Below are 20,854 nucleotides of genomic sequence, written 5' to 3'. Positions count from 1 at the left end.
CGGCCACGCTTTTTTACGTCGGAGGCCGAACGAGCGGCTATGACGCTCGACGAATACGCGACGGCAGTTTCGGCCCTCGAGCCGAGCGAGGGCGAGATCGAAACGACCGAACTGGTCGTCACCGACGACGTGCTGGTCAAGGCGTTCGCGCTCGGCCCTGACGCGGAACTCGAGGCTCACGACCATCCCGACAGCACGAACGTCTTTCACGTGCTCGAAGGGACGGTGACGGTCGTCCGGGGCGACGAGAGCGAGGCGATCGACGCCCCCGGCGTCGTCCACCACGAGCGCGGCGCGGTCCACGGCGCGCGAAACGAGACCGACGAGACGGTCGTGTTCACGGCGAGCCTCTGTCCGTTGCCGTCGTGATTCTTGACTGCGTCCGCCGCTTCCGTCGTGATTTAGTGGTAGCCCGCGTAGATCGGGTGTGAACGACGCTATCGATCTCGACCGATTCGACTCCAGACGGTCGACCGTCTACGGAAACCGGGGGATGGTCGCGACGAGCCAGCCGCTCGCCGCGGAGGCCGGTCTCTCGATCCTTCGCGACGGCGGGAACGCCTTCGACGCGGCCGTCGCCACGGCCGCCGCGCTCAACGTCGTCGAACCGACCTCGACCGGACTGGGCGGCGACGTGTTCGCGCTCTATCGAACCGCCGACGGCGACGTCGGAGCCATGCGATCCTGTGGCCCCGCGCCGGCCGACGCGACGATCGAGAACGTGACGAACGCGCTCGAGGAGACCGACGAGGAGACGCTCGAGAGCTACTACCCCGAGTCGCGGGGCTACGCCGTCGACAGCGGGGCGAGCGCCGACGAGTTGGAAATGCCGTTCCTCGGTCCCCACGCCGTCACGGTTCCCGGCACGGCCCGCGGCTGGGAGACGACGGTGCAGGAACTGGGCCGACGATCGCTCTCGGAGGTCCTCGAGCCGGCGATCCACTTCGCGACGGAGGGGTATCCCGTCTCGCCGATCATCGCCCACCACTGGGAGGGGGCGGAGCGACTCTTTACGGACGAGCACGCGCGCGAGGCGTACCTCTTCGACGGCGAGAGCCCGGACCCCGGCCAGACGGTTACCATGCCGCGGCTGGGCGAGTCCCTGCGGGCGATCGCCGAGAACGGGGCCGACGAGGTCTACGAAGGATCGATCGCGGACGCGATCGTCGACGAGATACAGTCCGCGGGCGGTTTCATGACTCACGAGGACCTCGCCGACTTCGAACCCGAGTTCGTCGACCCCGTCAGCACGACCTACAACGGGGCCGAGGTCTACGAACTGCCGCCGAACAATCAGGGGCTCGTCGCACTCGAGGCGCTGAACGTCGCCGAGGAGATCGGTGCCGGGGAGCACGCGTACGACTCGCCGGAACGGATCCACGCTTTCACCGAGGCGATGAAACTCGCGTTCGTCGACGGCCACCACTACATTACGGATCCCGAATTCGAGGCGGTTCCGCCGCTCGCATCGAAATCCTACGCGCGCGAACGCGCGACGGCGATCGGCGACAGTCCGATCCAGAACCCCGCGGTCGGCGTCCCGAACGCCAACGCGGAGGACGCCGACACCGTCCTGTTGACCGTCGGCGACGAGGAGGGCAACCTGGTCTCGTACATCAACTCCCGCTTCGCCGGCTTCGGCAGCGGGCTGGTCGCGGGCGACACCGGCATCGCGCTGCAGAACCGCGGCGCGTCGTTCTCGCTCGATTCCGATCACCCGAACCGTCTCGAACCGGGTAAACGGCCGTTCCACACGCTGATTCCGGCGATCGCGAAACTGGACGAGGACGACTGGCTGGCCTTCGGCGTCATGGGCGGCTACATGCAACCCCAGGGCCACGTCCAGGTGCTCTCGAACCTCGTCGATTACGGGATGAGTCCGCAGGCCGCGCTCGACGCGCCGCGCTGGCGCTACCGGGAGAGCGGCTCGCTCGGGATCGAGGAGCGGCTCCCGAACGCGGCCAAACTGGCTCGGAAGGGCCACGACGTCGGCGTCCTGCCGCCGGTCATGTTCGGAGGCGCACAGCTCGTTCGTCGCCGCGACGGGACGCTTTCCGGCGCGACCGAGCCCCGAAAGGATGGCGTCGCGATCGGTTTCTGAGTCGGGTGGTGCGCTCGAGTCGATCACCGCGTTCGAGCCGGTCGACGCGCCCGACCGCTCGCTCGAGTGTTCGCTCGCGAACGGGTCCCATAGGGGTAACACGACCTTTTTACGCGCGCCGGTCCCATCGGAGATATGACTCGCGGTCTCGAGGTCCCCGAGACGGCTCAGGTTCGAGTGCTTGCAGTCGGTTCGTCGCCGTGGTTGCGAGCTGCGACGAGCGGGCTGGAAGACGGCGATCTCGCCGTCGACGGACCGGTCGAAGCCGTGTCCGAACTCGACGCAGCGCGACTGGACGCGGCGGACTGTGTCCTCACTGACGACGACGCGGTTCTCACGTCGCTCGGCGAGACGCACCCGGTCGTCTACGCCATCGATTCGGCGGGGTGCGTGTCGATCGAACGGGTTCGATCCGACGGTGCGACCGACGTGGTCGTCAAACGGCGGGCCGGCGAATCCGAGTGCGAGCCTGCCGTTCTCGGCCATCGGCTTCGGCAGGCGGCCGAACTCGCCGCCGTCCGTCGAACGGCCTCGCGGCAGGAAACGTGGTGTCGGGCGTTGCTCGAGCAGTCGTCGGACCTGGTCGTCGTCACCGAGGCCGACGGGACGATCACCTACGTCGGCCCGTCGGTCGAAGCAGTCGGCGGCTACGATCCCGAGTCGTTGGTCGGCAATCACGTGACAGAGACCGTCCACCCCGAGGACACCTCGACGGTCCGCACCGCGTTCGATGAACTCCGGGAGCAGGGCCCCGGGGCGTCGGTCTCGATCACCTACCGGTGCCAGCACGCCGACAGCTCCTGGTACGTCCACGAGGCCGATCTCACAAACCGGCTCGCGGACGACGATATCGGCGGGATCGTCGCCTCGATCCGGGACATTACGGAGCACCAGCAGGTCGAACGGGAACTGGACGACGCGCTCGAGCGCGTGACCGATGCGTTCTGTGCGCTCGACGCTGACTGGCGATTTACGTACGTCAACGATCGAGCAGCGACCCTACTCGACACCGAACCGGGGGAGATTCTCGGACGAAAGATACACCATCAGTTCCCGGAACTTCGAGATACCGCCTTTCAGACGTCGGCGATCGAAGCGATAGAGACGCAAGAACCCGTCTCCTTCGAACGGTACTACGAACCTACCGACTGCTGGTACAACGTGCGACTGTTCCCCTCCCCGACCGGTATCTCGATCTACTTCACGGACGTTTCCGACCGGATCGAACGCGAGGGTGAACTTCGGGAGCGAACGGAGCGACTGGAAACCCTCGTCCAGAACGTTCCCGTCGTGCTCTTCGTGCTCGACGCCGACGGGACGATCACACTCGCAGAGGGCCGTGCCCTCGAGCGATTCGATCGCCGGTCGGACGATATCGTCGGCGAATCGCTGTTCGATGTCTTCGAGGGCCACTCGCAAATTGTCGCCGACGCCACGACAGCGTTGGACGGGGAGACAGCCCACTCTTCGGTCCGAGTCAAGGATCGAGTCTTCGAATCGTGGTACCGGCCGATCGTCGACGATGGGTCGACCGACCGCGTCATCGCTATCGCTGCCGACGTTACCGAGCGCGCCCAGTATCAGGAGGCACTGAACGCCCTGCACGAGGCGACGAGTCACCTGTTGACCGTCGAATCCAAACAGGCCGCCTGCGAGTACATCGTCGACGTCGCGGCGGACGTTCTCGACCTCGAGAGCGTCGTCTACCGATTCGACGATCAGCACAACGAACTGATCCCGGCGGCCTACTCACAGGCGTTCGAATCGACGTTCGGCCGGCCACCTCGCGTCCGCCCCGACCAGAGTTCCGTCTGGCAGACGTTCGTTAACGGAGCCCCTTCACGCCTTCACGACACGCCGGAAGCGGATCGATGCTGTGAGGCGACCGTCACCGCTTGCAGTGGCCTCTACGTTCCGATCGGCGAACACGGGACACTCGTCGCTCTCGATCCCGAACCGGCGCAGTACGACGACGACACGTTCGAACTCGCCCAACTGTTCGCCACGACGGCCGAGGCTGCGTTCGACCGGATCTCCCGGACGCGTCGACTCCACGGACGCGAGCGGGAACTCACGCGTCAGAACACGCATCTCGAGCAGTTGCACGCCGCCAATCGAATCCGCCAGGACATCGAGCAGTTACTCCTGATGGCCGACTCTCGAACCGAGATCGAACGCGGAATCTGTGACCGCCTCGCGGCGCTCGAGGCCTGCTCGTTCGCCTGGATCGGCGAGCCCGATCCGAGCGGTAATCGACTCGAGACGCAGGCCCGCGCCGGACGCGAACGGGGGTATCTCGACGCCGTCTCGGTGACGACCGTCGACGATTCTGCGGCCGAGCCGACGGGACGGTCGGCGCGGACGCGGGAGCCGACGTACGTCGAAAACGCTGCCGACTCGATCCGCGACGGAACGTGGCGGGTCGAAGCCCTCTCGCGAAACTACCAGTCGGTCTACGCCGTGCCGCTCGTCTACGACGGGTTCCTCTACGGCGTGCTGTCGATCTACGGCGACGACCGCGACGCGTTCGACGGATCCCTTCGCGAGACGCTCGCCGAACTCGGCGAAACGATCGGATACGCGATCGACGCGGTCAAGCGGAAGGCCGCCCTGCGCGACGACGACGTCGCGACCGCCGAACTCGAGCTCGAACTCACCGACGAGTCGCTGCTCTCCCGCCTTGCCGGCCGACTGGGCACCCGCGTTGCGTTCGAGGGCGCGACGATACGAGAGGACGGACCACAGACCGTCTTCGTCGTGACGGACGCGCCGGTCGCGCCCGAGCGGGCGGCCGAGCTCTCGGATCTCGACGGGATCCACGGCGTCACGGTCATCGGCGAAACCGAGGACGAAACGCTGTTACAACTTCAGTGTTCGGAGCCGTTTTTCGGCACTGTCGTCGACTCTCACGGCGGAACGCTCCGGTCGTTCGTCACCGACGAGTCGACGACCCGAGCCATCGTCGACGTTCCGGAATCGATCGAAATCAGGGACCTCCTGTCGGGGCTCAACCGTCGCGGCTTTTCGGTCACGATGGTCGCGCGCCGCGAACAGACGACCGCCGATCGGTCGACGATCGACGCCGGCGCGCGCACCTCGCTGCTCGAACAACTCACCGATCGGCAACGGGAAGTCGTCCAGACGGCGTATCACGGCGGGTTCTTCGAGTGGCCTCGACAAACGAACGGCGAAGAGATCGCGGACTCGCTCGACATCTCCTCGCCGGCTTTCCACAAGCACGTGAGAGCCGTCGAGCGGAAGCTCTTCAGGACCCTCTTCGACGAGACGCTGTTGGAGGGTTAATTGCTTAACCCCTCTTTTGCCGGTGGGGCTACACAGTTAACGGTCAGGCTCTTCAGTGCAACTCGTGAACGGAAAGTTGTCTTCCCACAGACCGCACTGGGGGTGCGCAGAACTATATGACCGAGATGACTTCACAATCACCGTCCGTTCCAACGGAGGAACAGTACGCTGTGCAGTACGATAGACTCGACAACGAACCACTGAGCGTCGCCGTCGTCGATGCGGTTGCGACGTTTTGCAACGACGACGTAACCGAACTCGAGCCGCTTCACTATACGATCAACGCCGACGCGCTCGAACGGCTGTTCGAACCGCGGGCGGACGGACTCCGATCCGGCGGCTCGGTAACGTTTGAGTACAACGACTGTCAGGTAACGGTCGATGCCGACGGCGAAATTCGGGTCGAAACGGCGTAGCGCGTTCGACATCACGACGCTTCGACTCGCGGGCCGGAATCGAACTGTCTCTACTCTCGACTTCCGTTCCGTCGGTTTTTCTCCGATCCATCGTCAGGAGCGTCAGCCTTCGGAGCGTCGAAAATACGGTCGCTATAACTGTCCTCACGAGCAGCCGTCTCGGTATGCCAGCGTTCGACGCATCGCTCGCCGGATCGGCGGGGCTCACGACGGTCGAATTGGCGCGCAGCTCTCGTCGATATCAGTCGCCGTGGGACTCTTCCGTCGAATCGCCGGTCGAATCCGGGAGCTGATCTCCCACGGTCAAATCGACGGCGCCCGTGCTGTCGACCCGAACCATGTATCCTCGATAGGGAAACTCGATCGTCACGACGCGGTCGCTCGCGGCGCATCCGCACGACTCGACCAGCCGATCGAGCGCGTCCGGATCGACGACGTCGTGAAGCGGTGGCTCGAGGTCCGTCGGTGAAACGCCCTCGGACGATGCAACCTGCGTCAGTACTTTGTGGCTCGGTGGGACCCCCGTCCCCATACCACGCCATGCTATGGTGTATCGCATAAAACTAGCGAAGCACTCGCGAAAGAATTAGTTGCCGCGCGCGGGTCTCAATCGGGTTACGAGTCACTCTAACAGTCGAAAAACGGCGTGCTCGGCGGGGAACGGACAGTTGTAGACGGTATTGCGATGGCGACTCGATCGGATCCAACGTCGAGCGGCCAGTAGCTTTAATCGACGATGGTCGAATATCCATCCGGCGAAGGGAGGAATACTGTCGTTGCCGATGGTATCCGGCCGCTCGAGACGGCCGGACCTCGCCAGTGATTGAGATCGATTTGCCGTCGCTCGAGACGACTGACGGCCGATCGAAGATTGGCCTGTCCACTGACACACCACGGCGGATGGGGTACGATCACGCTGGCTATCGGCCAGCGTCTTTCGAACGGCTATGGGTACGTGTCTCTCTCCGCGCCGGTAAAATCAGCGTCGTATTGTGGTGCTGTGGGGAGTCCGATCGCTCGTACGATGGCTAGGGTTCAGTTACGAATCAGATATTTCTGTGATAGACGCGTGTCGAACTACCAACGTCGATCGGGTACTGTCGGAGCTCAGTGGGAGGATCGCGCTCGATCCAGTCCGTCAAAGTGACTGTCAACGGACCGTGTGTTGGCGTTATGATCCGGTGTGGAATACGAACCGCAATGGCCTCACCACCCAGAGGATTCGTGCTCGGAGGATCCGTCGTTGCTGCAGCTGTCGTAACGATCCTCCTCGCACCGTCGACCGCAACTGCGACCGCGCTGTCGTTCGGTGTGGTGATGATCGCGGGGATCACGCTCTCGTACGGGATCGGGTATCTCGGACTGTCCCGGGCGGACACCGCATACCCGATGCCGGAGCCGACGAGCAATCCGCCCGAAGAGGCGACTGAAACGTCCCGGGCTGACGCTGAGGCCTTCGAACGGGCGATTCGGGAGGGGATTGGCGTCGCGACCACGTCGTTGTTCGGGCTCCTACTGCTCGTGTTGTTCTTGCTCGAGGAAACCGAACTCGTCGCCTCTCAAAATCTGACCGTCGGTGAGATTGGTGAGTGGGCGCTACTCGTTGTTCCCGCGCTCACGCTTCTCGTGCTCGGGTTCTGGAGTTGGCGAAGGCGTTGAGTCGTCGCGTTGGCCAGCCTGAGTCGAGACAGCAATCGATTCGCGCCGAGTTCGCAACCGGTCCGTACCGATCCTGTCTTCGAGATCCCCCGCCCCCTTCGTCTTAACTCTGTCACCGTGGTGAGACAGATATGCCCGGTTTCACCACCCGATTCGGATCCGATTGGTCTGTGACGACACTAATCACCGTGGTCGGCCTCCTCTCGATTGCAACGGGATTACTGGCGATGGTAACCGAACCGATGCTCGAAGCGGACGGGGTGTTCGCTGCCCTGCAGATCGCGTCTGGATTTAGCGGCGTTCTCGTCGGCTTCGGATTGTTGGCCGCCGCGTGGGGGATGCGCCGTGACTACTGGCTCGGGTACGCCGCCGCCGCACTACTGCTCGTTCTCTCGACGGTCCACGGCGTCGTGCAAACGCGACTCGTCTCGATTCCGCTGGTCGTCGTCTCGCTCGCTGGAGTCGCGTTGCTCGTCCGCCAACGCCGGGTGTTTACGCGGTCGGTTTCGCTCACCCCGACGCAGGCCGGAACGCTGTTCGCCATCGGTGCTTTCGTCGCGTACGGGACCGTCGGTACGTACGTTCTCCGAACTAATTTCGATCAAGTAGATACCCTCGTCGACGCGCTATACTACACCCTCGTCACGGCAAGCACCGTCGGCTATGGAGATATTCACCCGACGACCGAAAACGGACGGTTGTTCGCCATCTCACTCGTCACTCTCGGCCCGGCTACCGTCGCCGCCGCCGTCGGGAGCCTCTTCTCTCCCTTTCTCAAATCACGCTTCGAACGAACGCACGCTCGTGTCCGGCGGTCGAACCCCACGACGAGCGACAGCGTCGTCCTGCTGGGTGATTCGAGTCTCGATGAAGCGGTGGTCGAAAGCTTAGCGGAGCGGGTGTCCTTGACGGTGCTGACGGCTGAAGAAGACTGGAAACACAGCCTCTCGGATCGAGGGATCGACGTCCGCAGTGGCGACCCGACCGACGAAGAGGCGCTCGAGGAACTGGCTCTCGAGGACCTGACGGCTGTGGTGATCGCAGTGGACTCCCAAACCGTTCCGTACGCCGTAGTCGCAGTGAGACGAGCCGACCCCGACGTCTCGATCGTCGCAGTGGCGACGACGGGAGATGCGGCGGACGTGGCGGAGTTCGACCCGGACGTGACGATCGACCCGAAGGCATCACTCGCGAGAACGGCCGCCGCCGCGGCGCTCGGCCGCGATGCTGACGACGTCTGAGTGCGTCTCGAATGGGTACGCTCCGATCGGCCCACGAGGTCGCTGATGAGAGCGGGAAATCGTTCGAGCGACCGGTTTCGGTGCTAAATCTCGAAATTGAGTACGTTGCACCCTCTATCCAAACGGGGTACGGTACGAGCAGGAGGACCGCTCCCCGGTTAATTCGAGCGAAGTATAACGGTTGTGTACGGTCGCTCGACACCAGCCATCGGTAGCAATCGTGCTTGTATTCGGTAGATCCTCTCTCAGCTACCGAAGAGAAATAACACAAAACTACGAATTGCGTTGCTAATCCCTATCACCGGTCCCGGACGTACGTTGACCTGTGTGGAGCAGTCGCGGTAGTTGACGTTGAACGAACACGACCGTAACGACCATGATGATCGGACCGAGAAAAATTCCGTACCAGCCGAAGACCGGCGGGCCCAGAATATACGCAAAGAGGATCAGCCCAGTCGAAAACATTCGTCCCGAAAGCGTCGGTCGCACGTAGGTTCGGATGATACCGTCGAAAAAGACGCCCATGACGACGTAGAACGCGACGGGAAACCAGAGGCCGGTGGGGTCCGTTCGAATCGCTGTCAGCGCGAGGTAGCCGACGATACTCGCGTACACGATATTTCGGCCGACGAGTGGAATCACCGACGCGAGCCCGGTCACGATCGCCAGCAAAAGGATCTGTGGTATCTCGAGCCCCGCCGGTGCGATCGCGTTGAGCCCTGCGTATACGACGCCGGCTAACAGTACGATCGCGAGAATCGTCAGCGTATACCCGAAAAAGACGGACTGTAATCCCGCGTCAACGTTCCGTAGATACGTCGTTACGTTGGGTCTCTCCCCGACGATTTCGGTTCGAAGCCAGCGTCCGAGACGGCGTTCGTCGCGGACCAGGAAGAACGCGAACAGAAACGTGACGAATAACAAATACGACGCAGTGAGAAACCGGCCGACGAGCCCGCTGAGCCACTGTCCGACGGTAGCGAGTCGCGGGTCAGTCGCGAGGTCCTCCGCGACCGGATACAGTTCCGTATCGGTCGTCGGGAGTTCGTCGGTATCTCCGTCCGGCAAGAGCCGTTCGAGAACGGCGTCGAAATCGGTTAGCTCCAGGGTCGCGATCTGAACGATCGCCAGCGACGCGACGACGAACAGAACACCGACGAACGGGAGGACGACGAGCACGAGCGTCACGATCGCACTCGTTCCCGAAGAGAGACCTCGTTGATGGAGCCGCCTCGAAACGGGCCGAGCGACGTAGTAGAGGAAGACCCCGAAGACGATCCAGCCGAGGTAGTCGCTCAAGGCAGCGATCAATACGATCGCGAGCGCAAACGCGAACGCCCACCACCAGCCTCTCGACCGAAACCACTCCGCGTCGACGTCCCCGTTCGGGATCATGGGCAGGGAACGGACATCGTTGAGGAAAAAGACGCTTTGGGTGGCGTCAGGTAGTTATGAATCTCGACGTCGTCAGTACCCCATGGTCGTTCCAGTATCCGTAGAAGAAGTCACGGGTGCCGTCGCGACGGCACCACGGGACGATACTGCCGATGCGGTCGCCAGACGCTTTGCCGAGTCCGGACACGAATCGATCGTGATCGTCGACGACGGCGATCCGATCGGTACGGTTACGCGCTCCGATTTCGTGTCGCTAATCGCGTCGAACGAGCCGATGGCGCAGACGACGCGCGAGTTCATGTCGGAGCCGCTCGTCTCTATCGAACCGTCGACGTCCGTTCACGACGCAGCGGCGGTGCTCTACGAGCACCGGATCAACCAGCTCCTGGTTGTGGGCGATGGGAGGCTCGTCGGACTCGTTACCGTGATCGATCTCTCACATTTCGTGACGAACGCGACGATGATCGATGGCGTGTCGACGCCGTCGCTCGAGTCGATCACGAGGGAAGAACGCAAGTGGAACTACGAGTACGACGACGAAGACGAACCGGGCGTCAGTGTCGGTGATATCGTCACGTTCGCGAAACCGATCACCGAAAGCGACATCGAGCTGTTCGCCGAAGTGAGCGGCGACAAAAATCCGTTACACCTGGACGACCAGTTTGCGAAACGAACGCGGTTCGGCCACCGACTCGTTCACGGTGCACTCGCCTCGAGCGTCATTAACGCCGCGTCGGCACAACTTCCCGGACTTGGTATCTATCTCGGACCCGACCGATTTCGGCTCGAGGCGGTCGAGTACGACGAGGACGGCGTACCGGTCGTCTGCGGGGAGATCGTGGTTCTCATGGATCGACTTCCAACCGTTGCAAACGAGGAGAATACCGACGAATGAGCGATCGAAAATTGCACACTCGTGATCGACTCTTTTGGGTACTACTCGCCACGGCGATCGGTCTCAGCGGTCTCGGATTGTTGTTCGCGTGGGAGCACGAAATGGGATACGTCGGCCTCGCACTGTTTGCCGCGTTCGTGTTATTCGTTCTCGTACTGTACATAATCGGTCGAGAAGAGAAAGAAGAGTTCAGTGAATGAGTCGAGTGCTGGTGGATCGTATATTCGGTAGTCGATTGCGCAGTTGCGTCTCTCGACTACTCCGCTCACCCTACTAGGTCGGTGCTGACTCGGAATACTCTCGAACCCAGATATCGATGATCAGCTCCATCATTCCAAGGACTATTGGACCGACGAAAAGCCCGATGAAGCGGAAGAGCGCGATACCGCCGAAAATACCGACGATCGTGAGTGCCGGACTGAGTTCTGCTCCGCGTCGCATGACGAGCGGCCGAAGAATGTTGTCGACCGAACTGATCACTACTGCACCGAAGGCGAACAACGCGATGGCGGGAACGAGGTCGCCGGTGAGAAGCAGATACCCCGACGCCGGGATCCAGACGATAGTTGCGCCGACGAGCGGAATCATCGCCGCGACGAACGTCGTGACGACCCAAAACACGATATTCGAGAACCCGAGGACGAGGAACGCCGTGCCGATGAGGACCGCCTGTGTCGCTGCGACGGCGGCGGTTCCGACGAGCGAATTGTGCAAGAGGAGACCCGTCTCTTCGAACAGTTCCTCCCGAACGTCCGGCTCGAGCGGAACTACCGTTCGGAACCATTCGACCGCGCTATCGCCGTCTTTGAGTAGATAAAACAGGACGAAGAATAGGACGGTAAACCCGATGAAGAGTTCGGGGAGCCCACCGATGATACTGAAGAGGTTGCCGGCGAGGCCCCGAGCTCCCGTCTTCACCGCGCCGGTGAACGCGTCGTGCAAGGCCGCCGTATCGACTTGGACGCCAAAACGCTCCGCGACGACGTCGTCGATCTGGGAGATGTCCTGGGGGTCAAATTGTGCGAATAGCTGGCTGGCCTGGTTCGCCGCGACGGCGAGGATGAGGACGATCGGGAAGACGACGAACGCGAGTCCGACCAGTATCGACAGGACGGCCGAGAGGCTCGAGCCGAGTCGACGCGAAAGCCGCTGGTCGATCGGACGGAGGACGTAGGCGAGGATCACCGCAATGAGAATCCAACTGAGAAACGGGAGGACGATCAGTAACGAGAGCAGTCCGACGAGAACGCCGACGACGACGAAGAACGTCCTGGATCTTTTGGATCGCGTACTCATCTGTGGCGCACCTACGGCACGAGTATCGAACCCCGGTCGTTCGGCTTTCCGATGCGTTGGCACTTGTGCATTGGGAAATCACCAATACCCGAAACGAGAAGAAAGGAGTACGCGAGGCTGAAGAGATTCATCGGCGCGCGATCGTTCGGGAGTACCAGAGCGAAGCGGGCACAGTCATCGACGATCGACGCTGCTCCGGACTGATCGGCTGGGAGTCACAACGAATCGTTCACCGATGAACCGTAACCGTCCACCGATGATCCGCGTTCAAAACCACGAATACGCTAGCTGGCGAGGTGAGGGTCGGTTACTCTAAATGATCGATCACGGATCACTCGAAGAGCCGGATAAGCGTGTTGGTAAAAGTGAAACGGATAGATAGGACGGCAAAAAACAATCGTTTCCCGGTGTCGGTGTTGCCCTCTCTCACGCCCGTGTGCCGGCCATCTCCCGGGAGGCCCGTCGCCCCTTGGCCCACGATCCGATCGCGCCGCCGATCGCGCCGGGGATGGCGTAGAACGCCAGCAGGAGCAGGCCGATGCCGAGGATCCCGAACGACGCGACAAGTCCGCCGAAGAGCAGCGTGGTGAACGAGACGACCACCAGCACGATGAGCGATCCGAAGACGGTCGCCAGGCCGCCGTTGAGGGCGCCGTTTTCCACCGTTCCGCCTGCGATGAGACCGGCGGTGAGACCGCCGAGTACGCCGATCATCGCCCACGAGAGCGCCAGAACTGTCGCATCCGTTCCCGCGTACACGAGCCCGTTGATGAACGCGAGGACGAGCGCCACGACGAACCCAATTACTACAGCTGTCCAATTCACACTCATGATCAATGATGTAGTACGCTCTCGGAGGTAATAACGTCGTTTTCAGGGTGGGAGGAGAGTACGGCTGGTCGGACTTGCTGGCTATCTAGACGATAGCTCGAGACGCTGTAGATACGCTGTATCGGGAAATCCGGCTTTTCGACGCTTCCGTTCTAATCTCTTTCGAGTTACTATTCGACGACACGACGTAGACGAACGGTGCACCCGCCAGAACCGACGAATTACTCCGTTGTGTGATTGTAATAATACTAATTACCGTCGCCGGCCTCTACTCTCAGCTAGAGAACCACGATTATGATACTCGTTGTAAACAGTTCCCAACGTGGATGGTTCGATCGGTGCCACAACTCGAGTCACAGCGGGTCTGAGCGATGAGCCTCGTGGAGGTTCTCCCACTGGCCGTCGTGATGATCGCAGGGCCACAGATACTCGCGCCCATCTTTCTCGCCACGAGCGAAAACTGGCGAGCGAACTCGACCGCGTACGTCTTCGGTGCGGCTCTCGCTATCAGTCTCGTCGTCGCCATCGCGTACCTGCTCGGAAACAGATTTGGCGGTGGTGGTGGCGGCCTGTTGGGGCCGACCGGACAACAAATCCTCTACGGCGCCGTTTTCGTTCTCCTCCTCTATGCGGCGGTGGAGACCTACCGAAAGCGGAACGTATCGGAGCCACCGAAGTGGATGGGGAAGTTGACCACCGCGACACCGCGGTTCTCGTTTCGATTGGGATTTCTCCTGCTTGGATTCTTCCCGACCGACATCGTCACGTCGATTAGCGTCGGCACCTACCTCGCAGCCAACGGTGATCCGATCACGCACGCGGCAGGATTCGTCCTACTGACGCTCTTCATATTGGCGATTCCATTACTCAGCGTGTTCGTGCTCGGTGAGCGAGCAGAAGCCGCACTCCCAACACTTCGCGACTGGATGGACGACAACTCGTGGATCATCTCCGAGGCGGTGATTGCCCTCTTCATCGTTCTAGTGCTTCAGAACCTCCTCGGGTAGGCGTCCACAAACTGCCGAACGGGCGTCGCTGCTGTCACCCACGAGCACGTCTCCGATCACGACGTCGACGCCATCATCATCGGGTCACTCGGCCGGTCGAATCTTGCGCGACAGTTGCTCGGAAGCGTGACCTCGAGCGTCCTACGGATGGACGATATTCCCGTCCTGGTCGTCGAACGGTCCTCGTGAGGGCAGTTTCGTCACCGCTCGTTTCGAATCGTCCGAGACGGGGACTATCCCGTTTGTCGACGAGAACTTCACCGTCAGCGCACCAGTGGAGGTGTAGTGTTAGGAACGAAATATCCTCCGTGCAATACCCGTGCCCGATGTTCGACAGGATCGTGGCGGAACTTGTCACCGATCGACTGTCTCGGCGAGCCGGACGAACCAACATATCCGCCGATCGACGCACGGCCGCGGACCCCCTCGGATCTATTGGGATGCGAGTCGTTCGATACCTATGCGATCCGTACGAACGCTACTACTCGGGATCGCCGCACTGGTCGGGTTGTGGATCGGGTGGGGTGCGTACGTCACCCGTACGACCGAACGCGTCCCCTCGGAAACGCTGGAGACCTTCGACGACATCGAGATCCGCCGCTACCCGCGCACGGTCCGTGCCGAGACGACGGCTCCGGACGCGGCGACGGCGTTCAGGCGACTCTTTCGCTACATCTCGGGCGATAACACGCGAAGCGAGGACATGGCGATGACCGCACCGGTTACAGTCCGCGGGACGTCGATTCCGATGACCGCTCCCGTGCGAACGGGGTCAGACGGCGATGACGTGACGATGGCCTTCTCCCTTCCACGGGCGTACACGGCCGAAACTGCCCCGGAACCGACCGATCCCGACGTTCGGCTCGTCGTCGATCCGCCGCGTACGGTGGCGGTACGGCGTTTTTCGTGGTACGCGACCGACGAACGCGTCGACCGAGAGCGAACCCGTCTGCTCGAGGGCCTCTCTCGGCGAGCTATCGAGAGACGCGACGAGCCGACGCTCCTCCAGTACAACGATCCGTGGACGCCGCCGTTCATGCGAACGAACGAGATCGAAGTCGAGCTTGAGGCCGTATCGGAGTCAGCGCGACACTGAGAAGCCGGTAGCGTACGACGACTTCTAGTCGGATTCGAGGGAGGGAATTTTCTCGGACCCGACGCTCACTTCGTTCCTGGCTTCTTGGAAAAATGTCCAGGGAGGGCTCCGAACCTACGAGAGAGCAAAGCTCTCTCGAGCCTTCGCTCGTTCGTTTCACTTACTCGCGAAGACCACCGGATTCGGAGCGAACCAGGCATGCTTTTCAGTGTTATCACTCGTATTCGACTCGTGATGTGTTGAGAAGCATGCCCGGGGAGGGCTCCGAACCCCCGGAAGAGCTTCGCTCTTCCGTGCCCTCGATCGTTCACTGCGTTCACTCTCGAGGACCTACGGGTTCGTCGCCCCGTTCAGGCACTGGCTTTCAGACTCGTCACTCACTACGGTCGTGACGTCGTGTAGAAAGCCAGTGCCCGGGGAGGGCTCCGAACCCTCGATCTCCGCATGTCCCAGGTCCGAGGCTCGGCATGAGTCCTCGTGGGGACACGGAGGCTTCCAAGGCGAAACCGCACCGAATCTCTGAACCCTATGAGTGCGGCGCTATGTCCAGCTAAGCCACCCGGGCTCACTCTCAGATAGCCCCGTCTGTTTCTTTAACCTTCTCATTCGGGTCCGGCGTGCAACGCCGACCCACGGATTTATCACACGGCCTTCCCAACTACCCGCGCATGAGCGTTCCCGGAATCGTCCAGTCTACTCTCAATGGCGAGGAAATCGCGGCGCGCGTCTCTCTTGGCGGCGAAGACGAACTCTTCATCACGCCCTCGAGTACGCTCGTCTACAGCTCCGAAGGCCTGCTGAGCGACGAGTCGATCGACGAGTACCCTCACGAGGCCGACCGACTCACCCTCTCGGAAGGCCGGCGGAAGACGAAGTTCACCCTCGAGTACCCCCTCGAGGGAACGAAATCGTTCAGCGTCCCCGGCGGCAAAACTGACGACGTCTTGCACCCGGTGCTGGCCGGCGTCCTGAACGGCAATGGGATCACCGACCCCGGCGAGACGGTCGCCAAGACCTACCGTTTCAGCGAACTGACGCTGATCATCACCAGCGACAGACTCGTCAAACACATCGGCGCGGCGGTCTGGGACGGCGACTACGAGGAGTACCATTTCGGGGACGTCACGAGCCTCGCGTTCGAGGACGGCAGCGTCGCCACGCAGATCGTGCTCACCGTCGACGGTCGCCCGCAGCGGATCAAAGCCCCCAACGAGCAGGCGAACGATCTCCGGGAACGGCTCCAACGAGCCCTCTTCGAGTACCACGACGTCGGCTCGCTCGAGGAGCTCAACGAGAAAGTCGGCGGCGACGACGAGGCCGAGCAGCGCCAGCGGAGCGCGTCGGTCGACTTCGGCGAGGGAGTCGATCCTCTCGACGCTGACCCGCCGTCGCTGGACGATCACGAACCCGTCGACGAGACGGCCGGTAGCGTCCAAGAACCCGCAACAACTCCCGATCCGCTGACGGACGAGCCGCCGGCCGCTGGCTCGAACGCGAACGAGACACAGCCCGCGGCGGACTCGAGGGCGACGAGTGAGCCACAGGCCAAGCCGGACACCGCACAGGCGTCCACGAACCGAGAGCAGACCGAGGCGAAGTCGGCGACGCAGGCGCCAGCCGAGACCGATCCGGCCAAAGGACAGGAGACCGCCCCAGCGGCGAGCGAGGCCGAAACCTTCGAAATGTCGGCCGACAGCGTGAGCGAACACGACTCCGATCTCGAGGGAACCGAGCCGACCGAAATCGACACGGAGCCTGCCGAGATCGATACGATCCTGACTCAGGACGACAGCGGAGCCAGCACGGACTCGACGCCATTGCTCGGGACCGACACCGGGCCCGAACCCGACGACCTCACCGACGAACTACTCGAGCGTGTCGAGGCACTCGAGGTCGCCGTCGAGCGACAGACCGAGGTTATCGAACGCCAGCAGGGAACGATCGAACAACTGATCGCCGAACTCCGCAAGCAGCGATAAGAGCACACGCAATTCTCTCAGCCGGTAACGTACTCAGTCTTCTCGCCCGGTCACCTTTCGAATACACGAGGAGCCGAAGGGTCCCAGTTCGCCGGCGTCGAGATCGATGAAGTAGCCCGTCGAGACGCCGGTCCCGCAGCGCTGGCAGGAGAAGTCGCCCTCCTTCGTGATCACGTCCTGCCCGAATCGGACGTACTGACGGCTCTTCGGGCGGATGATGCCGTCCTCGCGCTCGACGATGCCGCGGAGTTCCGCCTCGTCGAGGATCGTCCGCGTCACCGTCGGATCGGTCGTCACCGTCTCGATCCGGTCGACGACCCCGGGCAGGGGAAGCGACTCGTGCTCGAGTCGCTCGAGCAGTGCCAGGCCGAGCGCGACCCGGTCGTCGCTGACGTCGGCGGCCGTGTCGGGTTCGGTCTCATCGCGATCCATCGATGAGTGCTGTCGGCCGCGAGCGAATAAACGTTGCGTCGTCACCCATCGACGGCGATGATCCCCACCCGCTCGAGACACAAACGTTTCAACACTCGATGAAAAACTGGAGTCGATGACGCTGTCGTCGGCGGACCGCCGCGCGCTCGTTGGGACGGTCGTGATCGGTGCGATCGTCGCGATGGGCGTGCTCGTCTCGCCGTCGACGGCCCTCGGGACCGTCGAATCGGTCTCGGCCGATCCCTACCTGTTCGGCCTCCTCGTCGTCGGGCTCTATCTCGTGCGGCCGCTGCTCGTGCTTCCGACGACGCCGCTGGCCGTCGTCGTCGGCTACGGTTACGGCGTCACGCTCGGGATTCCGATCGCGCTCGTCGGCGTCGTGGTAACCGTGATCCCCGTCTTCCTCGTCGCTCGCTGGTTCACCGACACTGACGCGAGCCCTTCGAGTAATGCATGCGACGACTCCGCGTCGGCGTCGATCGAAGGCGCGTTCGGCTCCCTCCTCGAGCGGGCGGGGAGTGTCGTCGCCCGATATTACGATACGGCGGGACCGACGCGCGGCGTCGTCGTCTCTCGATTAGCGCCGATCCCCTCGGACGTCTCGACGAGTGCGGCGGCGGTCAGCGGCGTGCGACTCCGACAGTTCGTCCTCGGGACGGTCGTCGGTGAACTCCCGTGGACGGTTGCCGGCGTCGTCGTCGGCGCGTCGGCCGCCACCGTCACCGCGAACGGGCTCGGCGAACTCGGCATTACGCTTACGGTCGCCTGCCTCCTCGCCGCGTCGGTCCTGCTCGCCGGCCCGGCGTATCGCCTCGTTCGAACGTACAGACGGACGGAGACTGCCGGCCGGTCGGCGGAGCGCTAACTCGAAACCGGTCCGCGAACGCGCTCCATCGCTTCCCGCTTCACTTCTCGACTAGCGAGTCGCTCAGTTGCTTCAGATCGGACTCGAGTTGTCGATAGGCCTCGGTCTCTTCTAACTCGTCCACCGACTGCTCGTCCTCGAGCGTCTCCATCTTGTTCGAGAGCGCGGCGAGTTCGCGCCGACCGTCGTTGCTGAACTTGGCCTGCACGCGGAGGTTCTCGATGATTCGGGTTAGCTGGGTTCGCGTCACCGGTTTGGTCACGTAGTCGTCGATATCCAACTCGACGATGTCGAGACCGGGATCGACCGCCGTAACCATGATGACCCAGCAGTCGTGGCCCGCGGCCCGGATTCGGTTCAGGACTTCGTCACCGGTGAGATCCGGCATGTGGCGGTCGAGCAGGACGACGTCGACCGCCGGACTCATCGCCTCGAGCGCCGATCGGCCGTCGTAGGTGGTCACCACTTCGTACTCGCCGTCGACCCACATCGCGTAGAGGTCGGCGAGTTCGCGCTCGTCGTCGACGACGAGGATCGTCGGTTGTGTAGACATATCGGTCGCTTGTTCGAGACTACAGGCCGTCGCCTTGTATCAGTACTGCGCAACTCACGCCCTGAGTCGGGTGCTGAGTCGCGATTATCGGAAGGGGTCCGAGCAATCGATAATAGGGCCGTGTTGCGGACAGACGTACTTGCAGTGGCGTTTAAAAAGCGGTTCTCCGCAGTGGGGACAGGTCGGCGCGCCGCTCGAGTCGGCACCTGGCCCGGTCGTCGCGTCCGTCGCGGTTCCGTCTCCGTCGTCGTCCGCAGCCATACCTCACGATTCCGTCCCAGCCGTGCTAAGTGTTGCTGGTCCGCTTCGGAACGGATTACGGGTCGACCTACAACTGACAGTGTGATCGCCTTCGAGCGAGAGAATCACTATCGAACGCGCCGGCCGAAATCGACCATTTATGAGGCGGCGCTCGAGTGTCACCGCTATGTCCGACCGTTGGCTGTACGCGTGGGCGCTCGGCTCCGTCGCGTTCGGTGGCGTCTCGTTGATCGTTCCGCTCTACGTCGTCTCGCTCGGCGGCGATCCGTTCACACTCGGCGTGCTCGCCGCAGCAGCCGCGTTCGCCGGGGTCCCCGGTGCGCTGGCGTTCGGCGGACTAGCGGATCGCACGGGAAAACGCCGCGGCTTCGTCGTCGCGGCGCTCGGACTCGTCGCCCTGATGGCCGCTCTCGTCCCACTTACGGGGTCGATTCCGATCGTCGTCGGCGCGAACGCCGTCATCTGGTTCGCTTCCGCGGCGGCGTTACCGATCCTGACTCTCCTCGCGGTTACGGACGTCCCCGACTCCCAGTGGAGTACACAGATCGCCCGTCTCAACACTTTTCAGGGGGTAGGCTGGGCGCTCGGCCTCCTCGCGGGTGCCGTCTGGACGGCCGGCGCGGAACTGGTTTTCGATCCGCTCGCCGCCCAGCAGGGGTTTCTGCTCGCCTGTGCCGGCTGTGCCGGCCTGAGTTGTGTGGCCGCAGTTCGGCTGTTGCCGCCGGATCCCCGGCCTGGCGAGGAGCCGACGCCGCGGAAACTTCGACGCGCCATTCGGCGCGCCGGCCGGTTCAACGTCCGCGGCGTCACGTTTCCGTTCTCCCCGGTGCGCGTCGATCCGCGGGACCTCCACCCCAGCCGACTGGCCCGTCGGTTCACGCCCGATCTCACCCTCTACTTCGGCGCGATCGTCCTCATCTTCGCCGGCTCTGCGGTCTTTTTCGCCCCGCTTCCCGCGTTTCTGGGCGACGCCGGCTACGGCTCCGACGGCATCTTCGCGCTCTATCTGGTCTCGAGTATCGCCTCGGCGGTCTTCTTCGACCGCGTCGGTCGTCTCGCGACGAGACACGACGCCGAACTCGTCCAGATCGCCGGGCTCCTCGGCCGAGCGGTCGGGCTCCCGCTCGTCGCCCTCGTGGGCATCGTCTTCGGCGCGACGACGATCGGTCTCGTCGGGACCGCGGCCGTCTTCGCCCTGATCGGGGTCTCCTGGGCCGTCATCGCCGTGACGACGGGAACGATCGTCACGCAACTCGCGCCCGCGGGGGTCCGCGGCGAGGCCCTCGGCGTCTACAGCGCGCTCATGGCCTTCGCCGGCGGGCTCGGAAGCCTCGCGGGCGGTTGGCTCGCCGCCTCGAGCTTCGGTCTCGCGTTCGCGGTCGCCGGCGGACTGGTTCTTTCGGGTGCCGGACTGGTTGGCCTGCTGTGGCACCGAACGACGGCCGTGACGACGTTGAGTCGATCGGCTAGTTGATCGGCGGACGATTGTTCTGCGGACCAGTTACGACGGACTCGAGTCGCTGC

Annotated in this window: 19 protein-coding genes, 1 tRNA gene and 1 pseudogene; 13 read left to right on the top strand and 8 right to left on the bottom strand. The window is 62.9% G+C overall.

Annotated elements, in window-relative coordinates:
• Window positions 1–39: 39 nt before the first annotated feature.
• The 4 genes from ACSFC5_RS08390 to ddfA all read left to right on the top strand — a co-directional run bounded on the left by ACSFC5_RS08390 (window position 40) and on the right by ddfA (window position 5,820).
• Window positions 40–369 (top strand): cupin domain-containing protein, encoded by a 330-nt coding sequence (locus tag ACSFC5_RS08390; protein WP_440764759.1) that lies wholly within the window; start codon window positions 40–42, stop codon window positions 367–369.
• A 58-nt stretch (window positions 370–427) separates the two neighbouring features.
• A complete protein-coding gene (locus tag ACSFC5_RS08385; protein ID WP_440764758.1) occupies window positions 428–2,101 on the top strand; it encodes a gamma-glutamyltransferase family protein in 1,674 nt (557 codons plus the stop codon).
• Between the two features lie 135 nt (window positions 2,102–2,236).
• Window positions 2,237–5,404: a PAS domain S-box protein gene (locus ACSFC5_RS08380; RefSeq protein ID WP_440764757.1), complete on the top strand. Its 3,168-nt coding sequence runs from the start codon at window positions 2,237–2,239 to the stop codon at window positions 5,402–5,404.
• A 116-nt stretch (window positions 5,405–5,520) separates the two neighbouring features.
• Complete coding sequence (gene ddfA / locus ACSFC5_RS08375; RefSeq protein ID WP_440764756.1) at window positions 5,521–5,820, top strand: DdfA family disk-determining factor; 300 nt, start codon at window positions 5,521–5,523, stop codon at window positions 5,818–5,820.
• Window positions 5,821–6,061: 241 nt separating this feature from the next.
• Here ddfA and ACSFC5_RS08370 read toward each other — a convergent pair whose 3' ends face one another.
• Window positions 6,062–6,352: a HalOD1 output domain-containing protein gene (locus tag ACSFC5_RS08370; protein WP_440764755.1), complete on the bottom strand. Its 291-nt coding sequence runs from the start codon at window positions 6,350–6,352 to the stop codon at window positions 6,062–6,064.
• 668 nt (window positions 6,353–7,020) lie between these two features.
• Here ACSFC5_RS08370 and ACSFC5_RS08365 point away from each other — a divergent pair.
• A complete protein-coding gene (locus ACSFC5_RS08365; RefSeq protein WP_440764754.1) occupies window positions 7,021–7,479 on the top strand; it encodes a hypothetical protein in 459 nt (152 codons plus the stop codon).
• A gap of 170 nt (window positions 7,480–7,649) precedes the next feature.
• On the top strand, window positions 7,650–8,720 hold the full coding sequence (locus tag ACSFC5_RS08360) for an ion channel (RefSeq protein ID WP_440764753.1): 1,071 nt from the start codon (window positions 7,650–7,652) through the stop codon (window positions 8,718–8,720).
• Window positions 8,721–9,008: 288 nt separating this feature from the next.
• On the opposite strand, the gene ACSFC5_RS08355 is transcribed toward ACSFC5_RS08360, so the two are convergent.
• Window positions 9,009–10,115 carry an AI-2E family transporter gene (locus ACSFC5_RS08355; RefSeq protein ID WP_440764752.1) on the bottom strand — a complete coding sequence of 369 codons (1,107 nt, stop codon included), beginning with the start codon at window positions 10,113–10,115 and terminating at the stop codon, window positions 9,009–9,011.
• A gap of 82 nt (window positions 10,116–10,197) precedes the next feature.
• Between ACSFC5_RS08355 and ACSFC5_RS08350 the strand changes: the two genes are divergently transcribed.
• Window positions 10,198–11,010, top strand: a complete 813-nt coding sequence (locus ACSFC5_RS08350; RefSeq protein ID WP_440764751.1) for a CBS domain-containing protein — start codon at window positions 10,198–10,200, stop codon at window positions 11,008–11,010.
• 273 nt (window positions 11,011–11,283) lie between these two features.
• Here the strand turns inward: ACSFC5_RS08350 and ACSFC5_RS08345 are convergent, their stop codons facing one another.
• Both ACSFC5_RS08345 and ACSFC5_RS08340 read right to left on the bottom strand, forming a co-directional pair.
• On the bottom strand, window positions 11,284–12,306 hold the full coding sequence (locus ACSFC5_RS08345; RefSeq protein ID WP_440764750.1) for an AI-2E family transporter: 1,023 nt from the start codon (window positions 12,304–12,306) through the stop codon (window positions 11,284–11,286).
• A 426-nt stretch (window positions 12,307–12,732) separates the two neighbouring features.
• On the bottom strand, window positions 12,733–13,137 hold the full coding sequence (locus tag ACSFC5_RS08340) for a DUF5518 domain-containing protein (protein WP_440764749.1): 405 nt from the start codon (window positions 13,135–13,137) through the stop codon (window positions 12,733–12,735).
• Window positions 13,138–13,508: 371 nt separating this feature from the next.
• Between ACSFC5_RS08340 and ACSFC5_RS08335 the strand changes: the two genes are divergently transcribed.
• The 3 genes and pseudogenes from ACSFC5_RS08335 (at window position 13,509) to ACSFC5_RS08325 (ending at window position 15,240) form a co-directional block, all read left to right on the top strand.
• Window positions 13,509–14,144 (top strand): GAP family protein, encoded by a 636-nt coding sequence (locus ACSFC5_RS08335; RefSeq protein WP_440764748.1) that lies wholly within the window; start codon window positions 13,509–13,511, stop codon window positions 14,142–14,144.
• Between the two features lie 39 nt (window positions 14,145–14,183).
• Window positions 14,184–14,333, top strand: a pseudogene (locus tag ACSFC5_RS08330) (universal stress protein); the annotation flags it as partial.
• Window positions 14,334–14,604: 271 nt separating this feature from the next.
• Window positions 14,605–15,240, top strand: a complete 636-nt coding sequence (locus ACSFC5_RS08325; RefSeq protein ID WP_440764747.1) for an SOUL family heme-binding protein — start codon at window positions 14,605–14,607, stop codon at window positions 15,238–15,240.
• A gap of 410 nt (window positions 15,241–15,650) precedes the next feature.
• Here ACSFC5_RS08325 and ACSFC5_RS08320 read toward each other — a convergent pair.
• A tRNA-Met gene (locus ACSFC5_RS08320) sits at window positions 15,651–15,805 on the bottom strand.
• Window positions 15,806–15,908: 103 nt separating this feature from the next.
• Between ACSFC5_RS08320 and ACSFC5_RS08315 the strand changes: the two genes are divergently transcribed.
• Entirely contained in the window at window positions 15,909–17,219 is a 1,311-nt protein-coding gene (locus tag ACSFC5_RS08315) for a DUF7115 domain-containing protein (RefSeq protein ID WP_440764746.1), read from the top strand.
• A gap of 33 nt (window positions 17,220–17,252) precedes the next feature.
• Here the strand turns inward: ACSFC5_RS08315 and ACSFC5_RS08310 are convergent, their stop codons facing one another.
• Entirely contained in the window at window positions 17,253–17,651 is a 399-nt protein-coding gene (locus tag ACSFC5_RS08310; RefSeq protein WP_440764745.1) for a DUF5830 family protein, read from the bottom strand.
• Between the two features lie 115 nt (window positions 17,652–17,766).
• On the opposite strand from ACSFC5_RS08310, the gene ACSFC5_RS08305 reads away from it, so the two are divergent.
• Window positions 17,767–18,516 carry a TVP38/TMEM64 family protein gene (locus ACSFC5_RS08305; RefSeq protein ID WP_440764744.1) on the top strand — a complete coding sequence of 250 codons (750 nt, stop codon included), beginning with the start codon at window positions 17,767–17,769 and terminating at the stop codon, window positions 18,514–18,516.
• A 40-nt stretch (window positions 18,517–18,556) separates the two neighbouring features.
• Here ACSFC5_RS08305 and ACSFC5_RS08300 read toward each other — a convergent pair whose 3' ends face one another.
• The gene (locus ACSFC5_RS08300; RefSeq protein WP_440764743.1) at window positions 18,557–19,069 is read right to left on the bottom strand and encodes a response regulator; all 513 of its coding nucleotides are present in this window, start codon (window positions 19,067–19,069) and stop codon (window positions 18,557–18,559) included.
• An 84-nt stretch (window positions 19,070–19,153) separates the two neighbouring features.
• Window positions 19,154–19,330: an HVO_2523 family zinc finger protein gene (locus ACSFC5_RS08295; RefSeq protein ID WP_440764742.1), complete on the bottom strand. Its 177-nt coding sequence runs from the start codon at window positions 19,328–19,330 to the stop codon at window positions 19,154–19,156.
• A 166-nt stretch (window positions 19,331–19,496) separates the two neighbouring features.
• On the opposite strand from ACSFC5_RS08295, the gene ACSFC5_RS08290 reads away from it, so the two are divergent.
• Window positions 19,497–20,804, top strand: coding sequence for an MFS transporter (locus ACSFC5_RS08290; RefSeq protein WP_440764741.1), 1,308 nt, complete (start codon window positions 19,497–19,499; stop codon window positions 20,802–20,804).
• Window positions 20,805–20,854: the final 50 nt, after the last annotated feature.

This window comes from Natronorubrum marinum, assembly GCF_052040125.1.
Taxonomy (GTDB): Archaea; Halobacteriota; Halobacteria; order Halobacteriales; family Natrialbaceae; genus Natronorubrum.
The sequence above is the reverse complement of the archived record's forward strand: the minus strand, read 5'-3'. Positions and strand labels throughout refer to the sequence as shown.